Source organism: Symbiopectobacterium purcellii, assembly GCF_052050035.1.
Classification (GTDB): Bacteria; Pseudomonadota; Gammaproteobacteria; order Enterobacterales; family Enterobacteriaceae; genus Symbiopectobacterium; species Symbiopectobacterium purcellii_A.
This window is the reverse complement of the sequence record NZ_CP189882.1, coordinates 3,318,978-3,333,536: the sequence shown is the minus strand read 5'-3', so window position 1 is coordinate 3,333,536 and position 14,559 is coordinate 3,318,978. Positions and strand designations below refer to the sequence as shown.

At 54.3% G+C, this 14,559-nt stretch carries 18 protein-coding genes and 2 pseudogenes; all 20 read right to left on the bottom strand.

Annotated features, from left to right (window positions below; translation table 11 throughout):
- Nucleotides 1–22 precede the first annotated feature (22 nt).
- The gene (locus ACQGXV_RS23010; RefSeq protein ID WP_440863261.1) at nucleotides 23–640 is read right to left on the bottom strand and encodes a tail assembly protein; all 618 of its coding nucleotides are present in this window, start codon (nucleotides 638–640) and stop codon (nucleotides 23–25) included.
- Nucleotides 624–1,352 (bottom strand): C40 family peptidase, encoded by a 729-nt coding sequence (locus tag ACQGXV_RS23005; RefSeq protein ID WP_440863260.1) that lies wholly within the window; start codon nucleotides 1,350–1,352, stop codon nucleotides 624–626. Before ACQGXV_RS23005 ends, ACQGXV_RS23010 begins: the two co-directional genes overlap by 17 nt.
- A 3-nt stretch (nucleotides 1,353–1,355) precedes the next feature.
- Nucleotides 1,356–2,108, bottom strand: coding sequence for a phage minor tail protein L (locus tag ACQGXV_RS23000; RefSeq protein ID WP_440863259.1), 753 nt, complete (start codon nucleotides 2,106–2,108; stop codon nucleotides 1,356–1,358).
- A 12-nt stretch (nucleotides 2,109–2,120) separates the two neighbouring features.
- Nucleotides 2,121–2,477 (bottom strand): phage tail protein, encoded by a 357-nt coding sequence (locus tag ACQGXV_RS22995; protein WP_440863258.1) that lies wholly within the window; start codon nucleotides 2,475–2,477, stop codon nucleotides 2,121–2,123.
- Nucleotides 2,477–5,773 (bottom strand): phage tail tape measure protein, encoded by a 3,297-nt coding sequence (locus tag ACQGXV_RS22990; protein ID WP_440863257.1) that lies wholly within the window; start codon nucleotides 5,771–5,773, stop codon nucleotides 2,477–2,479. The genes ACQGXV_RS22995 and ACQGXV_RS22990 overlap by 1 nt, the downstream gene beginning before the upstream one ends.
- A gap of 235 nt (nucleotides 5,774–6,008) precedes the next feature.
- Nucleotides 6,009–6,374: a phage tail protein gene (locus ACQGXV_RS22985; protein WP_440863256.1), complete on the bottom strand. Its 366-nt coding sequence runs from the start codon at nucleotides 6,372–6,374 to the stop codon at nucleotides 6,009–6,011.
- Nucleotides 6,371–6,889: a phage tail protein gene (locus ACQGXV_RS22980; protein WP_440863255.1), complete on the bottom strand. Its 519-nt coding sequence runs from the start codon at nucleotides 6,887–6,889 to the stop codon at nucleotides 6,371–6,373. Before ACQGXV_RS22980 ends, ACQGXV_RS22985 begins: the two co-directional genes overlap by 4 nt.
- 33 nt (nucleotides 6,890–6,922) lie before the next feature.
- Nucleotides 6,923–7,315 carry an HK97-gp10 family putative phage morphogenesis protein gene (locus ACQGXV_RS22975; RefSeq protein WP_440863254.1) on the bottom strand — a complete coding sequence of 131 codons (393 nt, stop codon included), beginning with the start codon at nucleotides 7,313–7,315 and terminating at the stop codon, nucleotides 6,923–6,925.
- Complete coding sequence (locus tag ACQGXV_RS22970; RefSeq protein ID WP_440863253.1) at nucleotides 7,312–7,701, bottom strand: hypothetical protein; 390 nt, start codon at nucleotides 7,699–7,701, stop codon at nucleotides 7,312–7,314. Before ACQGXV_RS22970 ends, ACQGXV_RS22975 begins: the two co-directional genes overlap by 4 nt.
- Nucleotides 7,688–8,017 carry a phage head closure protein gene (locus ACQGXV_RS22965; protein ID WP_440863252.1) on the bottom strand — a complete coding sequence of 110 codons (330 nt, stop codon included), beginning with the start codon at nucleotides 8,015–8,017 and terminating at the stop codon, nucleotides 7,688–7,690. The genes ACQGXV_RS22970 and ACQGXV_RS22965 overlap by 14 nt, the downstream gene beginning before the upstream one ends.
- Nucleotides 8,018–8,026: 9 nt before the next feature.
- The gene (locus ACQGXV_RS22960) at nucleotides 8,027–8,350 is read right to left on the bottom strand and encodes a head-tail connector protein (RefSeq protein WP_440863251.1); all 324 of its coding nucleotides are present in this window, start codon (nucleotides 8,348–8,350) and stop codon (nucleotides 8,027–8,029) included.
- A pseudogene (locus ACQGXV_RS22955) lies at nucleotides 8,347–8,487 on the bottom strand (phage gp6-like head-tail connector protein); the annotation flags it as partial. The pseudogene ACQGXV_RS22955 and the gene ACQGXV_RS22960, both read right to left, overlap by 4 nt.
- Nucleotides 8,480–8,644 (bottom strand): annotated as a pseudogene (locus ACQGXV_RS22950) (phage head closure protein); the annotation flags it as partial. The pseudogenes ACQGXV_RS22950 and ACQGXV_RS22955, both read right to left, overlap by 8 nt.
- The gene (locus ACQGXV_RS22945) at nucleotides 8,641–8,940 is read right to left on the bottom strand and encodes a head-tail connector protein (protein ID WP_440863199.1); all 300 of its coding nucleotides are present in this window, start codon (nucleotides 8,938–8,940) and stop codon (nucleotides 8,641–8,643) included. The pseudogene ACQGXV_RS22950 and the gene ACQGXV_RS22945, both read right to left, overlap by 4 nt.
- Nucleotides 8,941–9,029: 89 nt before the next feature.
- Nucleotides 9,030–10,250 carry a phage major capsid protein gene (locus ACQGXV_RS22940; RefSeq protein ID WP_440863198.1) on the bottom strand — a complete coding sequence of 407 codons (1,221 nt, stop codon included), beginning with the start codon at nucleotides 10,248–10,250 and terminating at the stop codon, nucleotides 9,030–9,032.
- Nucleotides 10,251–10,258: 8 nt separating this feature from the next.
- On the bottom strand, nucleotides 10,259–10,858 hold the full coding sequence (locus ACQGXV_RS22935) for an HK97 family phage prohead protease (protein ID WP_440867358.1): 600 nt from the start codon (nucleotides 10,856–10,858) through the stop codon (nucleotides 10,259–10,261).
- Complete coding sequence (locus ACQGXV_RS22930; RefSeq protein ID WP_440863197.1) at nucleotides 10,851–12,080, bottom strand: phage portal protein; 1,230 nt, start codon at nucleotides 12,078–12,080, stop codon at nucleotides 10,851–10,853. Before ACQGXV_RS22930 ends, ACQGXV_RS22935 begins: the two co-directional genes overlap by 8 nt.
- Nucleotides 12,070–12,228, bottom strand: a complete 159-nt coding sequence (locus ACQGXV_RS22925) for a hypothetical protein (protein ID WP_440863196.1) — start codon at nucleotides 12,226–12,228, stop codon at nucleotides 12,070–12,072. Before ACQGXV_RS22925 ends, ACQGXV_RS22930 begins: the two co-directional genes overlap by 11 nt.
- Entirely contained in the window at nucleotides 12,225–13,982 is a 1,758-nt protein-coding gene (locus ACQGXV_RS22920) for a terminase large subunit (protein ID WP_440863195.1), read from the bottom strand. The genes ACQGXV_RS22925 and ACQGXV_RS22920 overlap by 4 nt, the downstream gene beginning before the upstream one ends.
- Nucleotides 13,982–14,455, bottom strand: coding sequence for a phage terminase small subunit P27 family (locus ACQGXV_RS22915; protein ID WP_440863194.1), 474 nt, complete (start codon nucleotides 14,453–14,455; stop codon nucleotides 13,982–13,984). The genes ACQGXV_RS22920 and ACQGXV_RS22915 overlap by 1 nt, the downstream gene beginning before the upstream one ends.
- Nucleotides 14,456–14,559: the final 104 nt, after the last annotated feature.

The window sequence follows — 14,559 nt, the reverse complement described above, 5'->3', positions numbered from 1 at the left end:
GCTTAAGAAGTGAACGGAATGATTACTGCTGATCTTCTGCGTAGATACCCGCTGAGATAATCGCGCCACCGATTCGGCGACGGCCATAGAGGATCGGCACCGGATTACCCTGAGCAATAGAGTTAACCGGCCCGCCAAAGGCATAGGATGGTTTATTATCGGGGGATTCGCGCATACCAATCCCACCCTGAACGGGGGTTAGCATCTGCACCACTCCGCCAAGCATCATCGATGCGCCGCCGATCGCCATTGCTCCAGCCCAACCCTTTGCGGCAAACGCCGCGCCTAAACCTCCAGTAAAGTAGGCAGCAACAGCGATTAAAACAGCGCCCAGAACAGTTTGAAATACGCCAGCTTGCTTGCTCCCGATAATGATGGGAGCAATACGGATTTCATGACTGACATTAAAATCCAACTCATCGCGCGTCAGATTCCGCTTACCATCAAACACCGCATAGGTCAGCCCCCGCGCTTTACTCGTCAGTAGAAACTTCTCAAAGCCGGGGATGACTATGCTTAGCGCCTTGATAGCCTCCTGACGGCTTTCAACCGCCAGACGGTGCACGCGCCCAAACGTCGCGCCCAGAACGCCATAAAGGCGGATGGTTTTCAGGGGTTGATACTCAATCGCTACCGACATTAACACCTCCTTTATGACGCAAGCGGGTTATGGTCCTGTCCAGCCAGTAGCCGCCGTAGGGCACTTTCTGGCTTAACTGGTTGTACATGTGATGGATCATTTCACCGTTGCCGACATAAATTCCTGCATGGTTTGGCTCGCTGGCTCTCACCTGCATAATGATCACGTCACCGGGTTGTGGCTCACAGCTGACAGCAGTAAACCCCGCCTCAGCGTAATGTTTCATGTAAAGGTTTTCGCTACGGTTCCACCATCCATCGGCGCGTTCAAAATTGGGCAGCGTTATGCCTCGTTCCAACAGATACCAGTCACGCACAATGGCATAGCAATCCCAGATGCCATGCACAAAAGGACGCCCCAGCAGCGGCTTGACACCCTCCGCAGGCATAATGGTGCGAATATCCCCCTCCGGCCAACTGGCGATCACCCAAGGCAGTTGCGACACATCACACTCAGCCTGATCAACATGACTAGGTTGTGTGGTGGCATCCGGGTGACTGTGGACAATGGCAATGATGGCCCCGCTATCTTCCGCCTCTGCGTAATCCTCCGGGTTCATCGTGAAATGTTCTTCTGGCTCCAGCGCCTGATTACGGCAGCGCACATAGCGCTGTTTCCGCCCGGTCTGGATAATTAATCCGCACGCCTCATAGGGATAGACGTGCTCAGCATGTGCCAGTATTTCTGTAATTATTAATTTGCTGAGTTTCACTATTCACCTCTTAATCAGTGCGGAGCCGGGAAAACCGCCGAAAGGTAACGCTGCGCCTTTGCCAAAGCGATTTTCACAGCCAGTGGTAAGCAGACCAGAACATTCATCCAACGCAGGATCGCTAACAGGATTACCCTCTGCATCAAAATAGTTTGTGCCGGTATAACCACATGATGCCCCGCGATACTGACCACGCATGCACCAGGTGCACAGACTGTGTATCTGCCGGGTGGGGATCATGATGCCTTGCAGGTCTGCCGGGGATGACAATTTGAAGGTCACTGACTCGTCATCCTCTGCGGTTTTGCTGTCGATATACCAAACTTCTAACCGTTCCTGCGTTGGATCAGCGTCGGCATTTCCGCCAGGGAAATTACGCGCATCAAGATAGTGGGCAAACGTGGTGTGAACGCGCACCGTGGCTTGTGCCAGATTCTGATAAGCCAGACAGAGCGCCGTAATGGTGCCGTCGATATTACCCACCGTCAGTGTGGGCGTGGGGGCGCTGCCATCGCTGGTCATTTCCAACCCTTCAACCTGCGTTGGCCAGGCTTTATATTCTTTGCCCTGCCACCAGATCGATTTTGCGAGTATCTTTGCTGCATCGTCACCCGCTTCCTCAATTGCCTCCGAGGTATGAGCGATAGCATGACTGTGGAAGTACAATTCCGGGCCATCAAATGCGGCGCAATCCACTTCAAACAGGCGCACGCGATCGCCCGGCTCCAGTTTTTGGGAGTCGGTGTTTATAGCCATGATTAACCGTGTTTATGGATGATAGGCGGTAACAAACGTTGCGGTGAGTTGAAATACCTGGTCGTCACGGCTGTTTTTACCCATCGCCGTAACGTTAAAGCCGTCAGGGCAGCAATACAGCCCCAACTCAGTGAGTGGGTTTACCCATTGAAATGCGGTATACCCCTTGTGGCGACGCAGAAAGGCAATAATTGGCTGAATATGGGCACCATCGCCAACAAACGTTAACGGCCAACGCTGCGACTCGCCGTTAATCCCATCGCCTGCCCGCTGCGTGTACCCGTCACCGAACTGTATCGATCGGGTTCGCTGTGTAAATGCCCCCTCTGGATTGACGCGAGGACAGAAGGTGAATGTCTCGATAGCCATTATCCCCCTCTCCTTCCTTTCATTGCTGCATTCAGACTTTTTCCTTGCCCCATTTCTTTCTGCAACAGGACCTGAAACCGCTGATCGACAAACTGACCTATTTCACGCCCAAACTGTTCATAACCCGGTGTTGACGTTTGGCTTACTTGCCCGTTGCTGGAAATATTTACTGTCACCTGAGGAGCGCCGCCGCCCCACGCTGAAACATCCGGCATGATCGCCCTTACGCCAAGAGAACCATTTGCTGCACGACTGAGTGGCATGATGGCCTCTGGCCCGGCCTCACCAAACACGCCAGCACCTTTAGCAAAAGCAAACACCTGAGGCGTGCTGTACACACCACCGCTGTAGGCTCTGAGCGACGGTGATTGATAAACGCCACCCTGAGCATTAAACGAAAGAGGGTTGTATGCGCCAGTTGTAAACGCATTGCTTGACGCCGACGCTGCACCGCCGCCAAAACCGCCCATAAACGAGGAGAGGATCGTTTTGGTGATCAGCATCTGCGCCGCCATGTCCACCAGATTTTTGATGACCGATTGCGCCAATGAGGCAAACAATCCCGACAGACTCTCCTTGAAAGAGCGGGCCCCGGTCAGCAGGCCGGTAAGCATATTTGTCGTCCGTTCGCGCAGGGTCTCCGCCAGCGACAGCGACAGCTTGTGCAACCGGCTTTGACCGCCATACAGGGCTAATGCGGCCTGATATTGCGCATCCGCCGAATCCTGAGCGGTTTTTTGCATCAGCGCTTCGTACTGGGTTTTATTCAGGCTGCCGTTGGCATAGTAGGCGTCCAGGAGACTTTGTTGCCGGACCAGCTGGTTTTGCAGCTCGACTATGGGGTCAACCTCACCGGCAAGACTAAGGCGGGGGGAGCCCGCAGACTCGGCCTGCGCTTTCACTAACGCCTGCGTACTGCTATAGGCCAATTGGCGGCGGGCCGTTTGGTAGTCCTGCTCGCTCAGCAAGCGCGCTGCCCACAACGCGTTCAGTTCGCGGCTGGCGTCCTGCTCGTGGCGTAGCTGCGTTTTGACCGGGGAATAGCGCTCAGCCAGCTGTTGGCGCTGCCGCTGATATTTCTCCGCCTGCATCCCCTGTAGGCGCAGGAGATCAGACTGTGCCGCCCCGGCGGTCTTGGCGCTCGCCAGCAACCGTGACTGCGCCACCTGCTCTTGCAAGGCAAGGCGCTGTAAACTACCGGCGTGAGCTTGTTCAATCTCCTGGCGCAACTGCTGATACTGATTCAAGGCCAGTTTTTGGCCCGATTTTGCCGTGGGGCTGTCCTGACCGGACCAGGGCGTTTTTAGCGTTTCCGGCGGTGTTGCCTGTTTCGGCTTGACGGGGCCGTACGCCCCTGCCTTCAGACGCGCAAGCGCCTGGTGCGCATTGTCCAGCGAAGCCTTAACGGTTTGTGCCCCTTGATTGACGGCTTCCAAATCTGCCAGGGCACGTTTTTTATCCGCCTCAACCCCTGAACGCTGGCCGAAAGGATCAAAGGTACTCAGGACGTCCAGACGACTGTCGTGATCCTGCACCGCCTTCATCAGCTGGTTACGCTGGGTGATTTGGTTTTGATACTGCGCCGACAAATCCAGCACCTTGACATCCAGCTGTTTTGACGACAGCGCCATCAGCGCCTCTGTGGTCTCCGTCACCGCCTCTTTCAGCCCAATCGCTGACTCACGGGCGTCTTTGGCCTTTTGATGAAAGTAGAGCAAGGCGGCGCCCGCCAGCATGGCCGCCCCTAGGGGGCCACCCACCAGAGAGAGCGCCCCGCGCGCCACGGACACCGCCGCCGAGACCGCTCGCGCCGAGACGGACAGCCGTGCGTTGGCTGCCGCTAACTGCTCTGTGGCACGCACCTCGGCAAGACGGGCTGCGCGTATCGTGCGACTTAACGCGATATGCTCACGCTGATAACTTAGCTGGATGCCATTCGCCCGGTTTACCGCCGTCTGGGTCGCCAGATAACGCGACTGCTCCTGTGCCAGCTGTCTTGATGCCTGCGCCTGCGCCTGCGTCGCACGGGCAGTCGCGCCCTGTTGTGCCGCGGCGGCTTTGGCCGCCTGTTGTTGTGCGACCCAGCCTGCGACGCTTTCCCGCAAGCCTGCGGTAAGCCGGGTGGTCAGCACCGGGATCAGGGTATAGAGTGCGACCGATGCCACTGTGGTGAAATTGTCTGCCAGCGCATTAATGGTGTGGGTGATATTTTGTACACCTGAGCGTAACGGCCCATTCCCCGACTGGCCGACCTGAATAACCAGCCCTTCAAACGCGCTGGTGAGTCCCATCAGGTCACCATTGAGATTGTTGACCCGAATAGCTGACTGCTCGTACGCGGTCTGGGTACCTGTTAACGCGTGAGTCAGCGCCTCCAGCTTGTCGCGATTATCCACCAGAATGGAAGCCGCATTGATGTTCTCCACCCCAAACAGCTTGACCGCTTGGGACGTGGAGCGCTTTTTCTTCGCCAGCGTATCCAGTGCGCCAACCAGTCCCACCACCGAGGGTTTCAGCGTTTTGTCAGTGCCTTTTTCGAGCGTCAGAATAACGTTTCGTAGCGCCGTGCCCGCCTGTGCGCCCTTGACTTCACGCTCGGCCAGCACCTGAATGGCCGCATTCAGCTGCTCAAACCCCACACCCGCCTGCGCCGCCGCCACACCGCCGTTTCGGATAGCCTCACTGGTCTGGGCGATTTCCGAGGAGCCGTACTTCGCCCCGGCGGCCAACACGTTGATATAGCGGTCGGCCTGCTCGGCGCTGACACCAAACTGGTTCAGCGATAACGCCAGTGTCCGGGTCGCCTCCGGCAGGGTGGTGCCCGATGCCTGCGCCAGGATCAGCGCACTGTGGGTCGCGTTTGTCAGACCGTCGGCGGTGTTTAACAGCTCTGGTTTGGCGGACGCCATCAGCTTTAACGCCTCGGCAGCCTGGCGGGCACTGTACTCCGTGGTGCGCCCCATCTGCTGCGCTGCCGCATCCAGTTTTTTTAACGCCTCACCGGTCGCCCCGGTGATCGCCGACAAATCCGACAACGCCTGACTGTATTGCCGCGAGGTATGAATAACGGCACCCAGGGACAGTCCCACACCCACCAGCCCGGCCAGACGCGAGGCTACGCCGCCAATAGCGGACGCCAGGTGCTGGTAGGCCACTTCGGCTTTTTGGGTATCCTGCTGCACGTCGCGACTAAAGCGACGCGACTGGTCGCTCGCCTGACGATAAGCTGCCGTCAGCTGGGGCGTAAACGCATTGTTCAGGTACAGGCCTACGGCCAAAGAAGCAACATCTGCCATCGTTATCCTAACGCTCGCATTACGGCAGCACATTGCGCCTCAATGTTAGAGACGGCAGGCTGCGCCGGGGGGGAAGTCTTGTTTACAGGTATGGGGTCATGCGGTGCTGCCTGCAGCAGGAAATACGCCTGCCAGTGGAGAAGCTGGGAAGCGGGTAGCGCCGCCAGTTTGCGAATGTCTGCCTCGCCCAGGCGCTCTGCCAGTTGAAACAGAAAATAGAGCCAGGGCGAGTCGGTCAGTTTTTTTGCGCGTCCTCCAGTGACCCCACCGCATGACGTTTGACCGTGGCAATGGCATCCAGCAACGTGCCGTTATCGTGCGCCGCCATCAGTGCATCAGCCGTCGGCAGGGCATCAGGCGGTATCGGCAGCCCTTCGGGATCACACAGGCAATCCAGCAGCATCTGCACGTTCAGAAACGACGCCTGACGCATATCCCCCGCCTCAAACGCCTGCGTCGCTTTCTCTTCCTGCTCAAGCAATGCCAGCGCGGACAGACGGCGGATAAAATAGCGCCCGCCTAACAATTCACATTCCTGCGCCGTGTTCAGCGGTTTGAGTAACGACATTTTCAGGTTGTCGGTGTAAACGGTCTGCTTCATACGCCATCTCCTGCACCACCTGTGCCTTTACCACCTGTGCCTTTACCACCTGTGCCGCCAGAGGGGGGCGTTGTCTTTGTTCCCCAGTTCAGCGTGTTTTGCTTACCTTTAACGGTGATCTGAATGACCTCACTGGAAGGGGCGCTGATTTCATTCGTTTCCCAACCCGATAACGCCAGTATCATGGTGGCTGTCCGTTTGTTCGGTAATTCAATGTAAAACTGCACGGTTTCCCGTTTTTGCGCCGCCGTCAGAAATGCAGCAAAATCCGCATCCTCAGGGTTATCAATAAACACCAGGGATTTTTCCGGGCCTTCCGGTAAATCGGAAATAAACTGCTTGCTGGTATCAAGCAACGTCGTACAGTCGATATAGCCGCCTGTTTGGCCGGTCGCTCCAATCGCTTTGCAATTTGTCAGGGCTTTCATAGCCGTCACTGCTGCGCCGATGGCACCGTACTTTACAACAGTGCTGTCGGGCAGAGTGGCATATTCCGGCGAGGTTTTTGTCGGCATAGTGTGTTCTCTCAATATAAGGGGAAATAGGGACTATCGATTTTCCAGCGCCCGGCGGATCTCAGCCGCCAGCAGTCGTAAAACCTGGGACTTCTCATAATCCAGCGAAGGACGGATAAAGGGTTGGGCGACCTGCTTCACGGTACCCCATTCCTGCGCCAGCGCTTTTATGCGGTGTTTTTTACCGGGGCCAACCCGTAACGTGACCTGCGCCCGCCCGCCGGTAGTGCTGCGTATCTTGATACTGTCGCGCATGTGGACATCGTGACTCTCAGCGTCAAAACCGGCATGTTGGCGCATATCGGCCTGAACCGGTGCCAACGCTGCCCGTCCTGCCTGACGCAGGATTTTTGTCGATACATCACTCTGTAGTGCTTCAAGCTGTTGGCGCAGCACCTCCAGTCCATTTAGCTGCATTGTTATCATGTTGCATCCTCGGGATAGACAATGATGAAATCTCTGATCAAACGGTACTGTTTATGATTATTTGCCAGTGGCGTCATATCCTGATGGACAGTGCCACGTCTGACTGCCTGAACCGGCCAATCGCCGATCGCACCCTGTTGCACACTTTCCCATGCCTGACGGACGATATTGTCCAGGCGGAGTAAACGCTCGTAGTCATCGACAAGAACGAACGTCACCTGAAACCGCCCTTCAACCAGCGCGGTTTGCGCCAGACCGGTATCAACTTTGGCATCGCTAACCCGTAGTAACGTTATGCCTTCCTGTGCATGCTCGGGCAACAGCAGCGGCCAGACGGTCAGCCTAGTCAAACGCTGTAAATCCCTGGTGAGTTCAAACTCGATCATGTCTACCGTCTCCTTCTGCACGTAATACCAGCCGATCGCGCTGGCTCCTGTCTGTCGCGGTAACCGTCAACACTCTCCCCTGCCAGACAACCTGCCAGTCAACCTCGACATCAGTGCGTGGACGCAGGGTAAAGAGCACCGTATTGACGACGCGTTGCTGATCAGCGGTGCGAATTTTTCTGTTCGATATCGGTTCAACCTGACACCATACCGATGCAACCTCTTGCGCACGGTGTTGCTCCGCCCCTGATAGCGGGGAACGCTCAATCGCGACGCGACGCAGGGTGACGCGGTGACGCAGTCGTCCTGCCAGCATAATTCCTCCCTAAATAATCGTTGGTCGTCGGAGATCGTAAATAAGCATCGTCACAGAGAACGGGAGTTCCCCCTGATTCAGTTTCTCTTCCTCTTCTCCGCTGCGATTTCGGTCAAGGTATCCAAGTAATACCAGTAGCGCGGCCTGTACTCTCTTTAGTGGCTCTCCTTCAACCAGGCGATCACCTTCGACAACCCGTTCCCGGCTACCCTGGATATAAGACAGGATCGCCGCGCTACCGGACTGAATTTTCAGAAGCAGATCGTCATCACTGGAGTCATCATCAATGTGCAAGTGCTCTTTTGCCTGTGACAAAGTAACCAACTCAATCACGTTTTATCCCTCCCGTCTCGCCCACGCTTCGCAGCTAGCGTCCATCCGGAAGAACCGGTCTCACCAGGCTTATCCTGAGTCTTGGTATCACAATGCCAGAGTGAACCACCCCATGTGACCGTATCGCCGGGCAGATACCGCCCCTGAAGCCACCAGCTCACGTCCGCTTATAGGTGCGACCTCGGCCCACACAGTAGCAGCATCAAACCACGTCTTGATGAGTTGCCCGCTGGCATCGCGTGTTGTGGTGAAGTTCTGGATGGTGACGCGGTGGCGCATTTTTCCGATGTTCATAGCGGAATAAACCTGTAAGGTTGCAGTATTGAGAAAAATCCCGCTGGCAGGCTCTGCGCCTCACGATTTTCATACCAAAACCCAACCGCAAGCATCAGCGCCAGTTTAATATCCGACGAGATCACCAGCCCCTCACTTTCGTTTTCAGGCACCGCAGCATCATATAACTTACGGTTAATATAATTCTCGGCCCTTCCCTTTGCCGCCAAACAGTAAAGCGTAAGCATCTGGTCTTCGGTAGCGTCATCGCTGTCTATTCGGCACTGATTGCGCAATTCATCAATCGTTGGGACCATAGAAAGCACTCCGCCCGCAACCCGTTACCAGATTGCGGTCATGAAAAAACCGCCTAAGCGGTAAACGTTGTCAGTACAGTGATTGTGCCTTATGCGGGCTTGCCCACCAGCGCCTTAATAGCCGCGACATCTTCCAGTACGCAGTCAAAGCGATGGAACGCGAGGAATGCAGTCTGGTCGTACTCAGCGTAGCGTTCAACCAGGCGCTTAAGCGTCATGTACGTGATTCGGCGGATGATGAAGCGGTTAAAATCTCCCAGGAATGCGAACTTTTTACCCGCTGCAATGCTGCCGATAGCCTGATCGATAACGTATGGAATGTTCAGAATCGTAGCGGGAGAACCGCCGACGATATCAGGAAGCCATAGCGGGCGCTTCTGATCATCAACCATCTCTTCGATGATTTGGAGTGTTGAATCGTTGAACGCCCAGCGGTATTTAGGTCCACCTCGATACGCGGGGTCAATGGCGTGCTTGAGGCTATTCATCTCTTTCCATGTAAATGCAGCAGCGGCAGCGGTATTAACCGTCCCCGTCACGGACGTTACAAGTCCTTTCGGTTGAACCGGAGCACCAGCGCCCGTCCCTTGTACCAGATATTTGGCCTCACCGCGCCCAATGCGCTGCCCGATGCGCCCAGCTAAATAGGCTTCAATATCAACACCGCTATCTTGCAGTAATTCATTAGAGACGCGAATGATTTTGGATGACAGTTTTTTTGCACCCAAGATCGCTGTACCAAAGCTCACATCTTCTTCCGATGCCTCGGTATTTTCACCCAGCAATTCGCCTTCTTCAGAAGTGCCGTCAGACGTTGACCAGGTGATGTCCTGACCATTAGATGTGTTGAGAATCTGCGCTACGCTGGCAATGCCGCCGTAAGCCTTCATTGAATCGACAATCTTATTCAGCATCTGCGTTGGGACGGTGTAGCCACCCTTTGCATCTGGCGTAGTGCCCTGAGCGCGCAATTCTTTCAATGCCTGGCGTTCTTCACTGGTTAATTCGGCAAAACCATTACGCAGGAAGCGATCGAACGCAGCAACGCGTTTTTCTTGAGCTTGCGCAGCCGGATCGCCATTATTTTGCTGGCGCTGTTCCTGCTCGTTGTCATTAACATACAACTGATCTTGACGGCGCAACTCGTCTTCACGAGCAATCTGCGCATCCAGACCGTCCAGTTCAGACTTGGCTTTATTCCACTCAGTACGCTGCTCATCAGTCCATGTGTTTTCACCGATTTTGTCATGCAGGGCGCGCATATCGGTGGCGATGGTGTTACGTTTTTGCTTCAGTTCATGATATTTCATGTCTTTCCTCACGCATTTATCAAATTAAGGAGACGCTCACGCGCCATTTTTTCATTGATAGCTTTCTGTATTGCGCCGCTATCACGCGCCTCCTGCCATGCCGCCATAGAACGCAGCGCGGAATCGGCCTCTTGATACGCCGGGTACGTCACCGGGCTGACATCGAATAGTCGGGAAACCTTGGTGATTTCACGAAGAACAATCCCCTCTTCGTCTTCGTACCAGTGCTCCCCGTCACGAGCGACACGGAAAGCAAAGGAGGACTGGCTGATATCGCCGCGAGCCATGGGTGACAAAACCAGATCGCGGATCGTCTGCGTATCGGGCGCGGTAATGTCATAGCGCAACCCTTTATCATCAACAGCCACAAACAGTGTTCCTGCTGTTGAGCGACCAAGAATAAAATTGGCATCGTGGTTGAACAGCGCTCGCACATCGTCGTTCAGCACATCGTCAAACGCCCCCGGCTTGATGATTTCCCGAAAACCCCATAGCGGTTCGGATCGGGAATTGAAAACAGAGCCGTAACCGATAATGTATGCTGGTCCGTCCCCCGTCTGTTCGGTGCGAACTTCGCCGCTATAGCAACGCAATTCACGATCATTCATTGGTGTTATCCCCATCATCATTTTTCGTGGTTTTAAAATCGCTGGCAGGGTTGGCTGCATTAACGTTCACCAGCATTTCGTCCAGCCCATCCACAGGGTTCATGTCTTCAAAGGCGCGGGCTTCGTTACGACTCATCCAGCCATCAGTGATAGCAAAGTGATAGAACTGCGCACGCTCTTGCGGAGTACCGCGAAGCAGGCCAGTGAGGTTAAAACGGGTGTAATATCCGGCAGCTCTCTCGGAACGCGTAAACAAACGTCTGTTTAGCTCCTGCTCCCAGTTCGTCACCCAGGGCAGCATGGTGTAACGCACAAACTGGATGGCTTGCTGGGTGATGTTGGAAAATGTCGCCTTTTCCAGATCGTTAATCATGTGTGCGGGTACGTTATATATCCCGGCGATCATCGAGCGATTGAGCTTCAGCATGTCGATGATCTGGGCATCGACCGGAGAAATGGTCAGCGCTTTATAGTCAAGGTCAGCAGGCAGCAGCATAGTTTTATTTTCCTGGCTGCGCAGCATGGCAGTGGCCTTCTGCCACTGGTCTTTCAGCCACCCCCAGCTGTCTTTATTCAGTGGCCCTTTAACCGACACGATCCCGGCAGGGCGGGCATTTCCACTGAAGAAATTTTCGGTATATTTCTGCCCACTCATGCCCATGCCGATGGTTTCAGCATGCTGTAGTACAGGGCTGACGCCCATCTTCTGATCGTTGCCCAGCGCCCGAATATGCACCATATCTTCCGGACTAATAGCAAATGAACCTTCGTCGTTATAAACACCGTAGGTGTAGCGCCCGCCAGTATTCAGCAGCGTGGTTTCCCACGGCATGCACGCTTCAAGCTGGATAACTTCGCCCCTGCGATTGCGCTTTATGTGGGTATAGCCATTTCCCCAACCGAGGATATGGCGCTGTTTCAGCTCGCGCCATTTGTAGCTGGTCTGCCAGTCGTTCGGCTCATCATGTACCAGGTGAAAAACAGGATGATCTCGCGCTGGCTCCACCTTGTTATTTGATTTGCGCATCACATGCAGGGGCATCTGCGCAATGTTTGATGAGATGACGTAGATACAGGCATAAACCGCAGCCAGTTTCATGGCCGTTTCGGGACTCACAAAAACGTCACGGCCAAAAATATTGTCTGTTTCTGCTGCATCACCGGTGATCGGTGTCGCAGGACTCTCCAGCGGTTCGTTGCGAAACAAGGCATCAAGCAGCATTTCTCCCCCTTGCAGCCAGCAGCGCAAAAATAAGCAACAGGACACCAGTCAGCATCAATGCCACGGACACCCCAAATTGCAAATACACGCCAGCGGTGAGCGAACCGAAACCGGCTAGCCCGATAACATCAGTAATCAGTGATTTCATAGCATCAACAGGTCTTCATCAGGATCGAGCGTTGAAAGGAAGTCGATTTCATTACCACCATTGACCAGTAGCCGACTCATCGCAGTAAACAATGCGGCGGGACCGTCAATTTTGGCTTCGGGTGTCGATTTGTTGGGGAAAATGTTGTCATGTTTATCCGGCTTAACGGTCACGTTCGACATCATCCAGTTCATGACCGGGTGATTGCTGTGGTGAAAACGTTCACCGTAAACCAGCGCTTCAACCTCTTTCATCGCTTCAGAGAAATTTTTGACCGTTTGAGGGACTTCCACCATCGCTACACCATCATCACGCATCGCAATGCTGAATTGCAGGGCGCTCCACGGGTCAAAACCTGTCTCTCTCAGGTTTTCTCCATTAATCCATTCCAGAAGGTCGGCTTTGATTTGTGCATGGTCAATAACGTCGCCGTCAGTCAGCGCTAACTTGCTGAGATCTGCCCACTTGCGATACATCTGCGCCATTTGTGCAGAGCATCGCTCCAACCGCCCTTCGGGTAACCAGAACTTAAAATCAGCATGCACATGGCCATTGTTTGCCCGCCAGAGTTTGACGGCGGCACAAATATCGATTTTATGCGCCAGATCGACCCCCACCCACATCGGGTAGGTCTTCAGTTCGTGTTGTGGGGCAAGGTATTCACACTTCTCCCACTTAATCATGTCCATCCAGGCAGACTCAGCGGTCACCCAGATATTCATGTGCTTGGTGAAAAAGTTAACGCGGGCTGAAACCTGCTCTTTGGCTTTTTTAGCCAGCCGCCGCAGGTCATCCCAGCGCTTGCAGATGCCAAGTCCGGGATTGGCTTTCTGCCAGACGGTCTCATCAAAGGGATCGTCGTCTTTATCCAGGGTGTAGATAATGGCAAAAAACGTATCGTCCTTTACTGCACCCTCGACCGCGCTGTTATAGCCGTGCAACACCTTGATGGCGTAATCACGCAGTTCGTAACAGATACCTTCTTTATTGAACCCCGCCGTGGTGATGCCAAACAGTAATGATTGCAGGCGAGCGCCGGTTGCCGTCTCCAGAACGTCCCACACGTCGCGGGTTTTGTGCGCGTGCAACTCATCGACAATGCCACAATGAATATTGAGTCCGTCGAGGTTGTTGGCATCCGATGAGAGCGGCTCAAACTTTGACGCTGTTTGTTCCTGGTAAATGGCAAGTTTGTTGAATTCAAACAACCTGCCGAGCGTCGCCTTGGCCTTTTTGACCATGTTTTTCGCATCTTCAAACACAATGCGGGCCTGATCGCGCGTGGTGGCCGCTGAATAGACCTCGGCACCCCCTTCGCTGTCAGCGCCAGTCATATACAGGCCAATACCGGAGGACAGCGTTGATTTGGCGTTTTTGCGCGCCACCTCGTTATAGGCAGTGCGGAAGCGGCGTACCATCACCGGGCGTCCGCTGCCATCGTTGCGTAACACGACCTCCCCGGTCTGCTCATCCATCAGCGGTATAACAAAGCCGAAGATATTGATCAGAATAAACACATGCCAGTCCATCAATTCGATGGGCTGTCCAGCCAGATTGCCCTTAACGTGTGGTACGAACTTATAAAAATTGAGGATGTGTTGTGCGCGTGGCTCGCTGAAATAAATGTTACGGGCTTCGCCATGCTTTAAGTCATCAAGAAAACGCTGGCATGCCAGGCGCACGTACTCGCAGGCAATAATATCCCCCGCCACGACACGTTCAGCGTAGCGAATACCATCAGCAACGTTTGCCATTAATCCCTCGCGTTAAGAAATTCAGCAAGAGGATCACTCTCGCCCGGATCACCCACATTTACTTTTGATCGGCTGGATGGCGTCATGCCAAATTCCTGAAGCCAACCTCGGACTTCTTTTCTGGCTTCTCGGCTCTCACCAAAAAAATCGCTCGGCTTAACCCTGACATCACCAGTAGTGGTGGTGATTTCTTTTGTCGCGCCCTCGCGCTCCAGCGTTTCTTTAATAAGTCGATAGTCAACGTAGGCGTCGACCAACATTTCAAGCGCCTTTCCATCAAGCGCTGTGAGTACGCCGATCCCTGCTAATTGATCGCCCAATCGCTTAAACCAGTACTTACCTTGCTTGGTAAAATGCTTCGGCGTTGGGGGGACCCCTTTTGTCGGTTGCGGCTCATTTTTGTTGATCGGGCGTTTTGATGGGTTACCCCTCACCAAACGTAGATGGGTCGGGGTTTTCGGTGGTCCAGACATAATCGAAAACTCCTATTAATCATCGTATGGGGAACCCCAAAAAAAAGTTTCTAACCTGCGGCGATGTGAAGAAAGGCTAGGCGGCGGTACTGGAGCGACAGGGC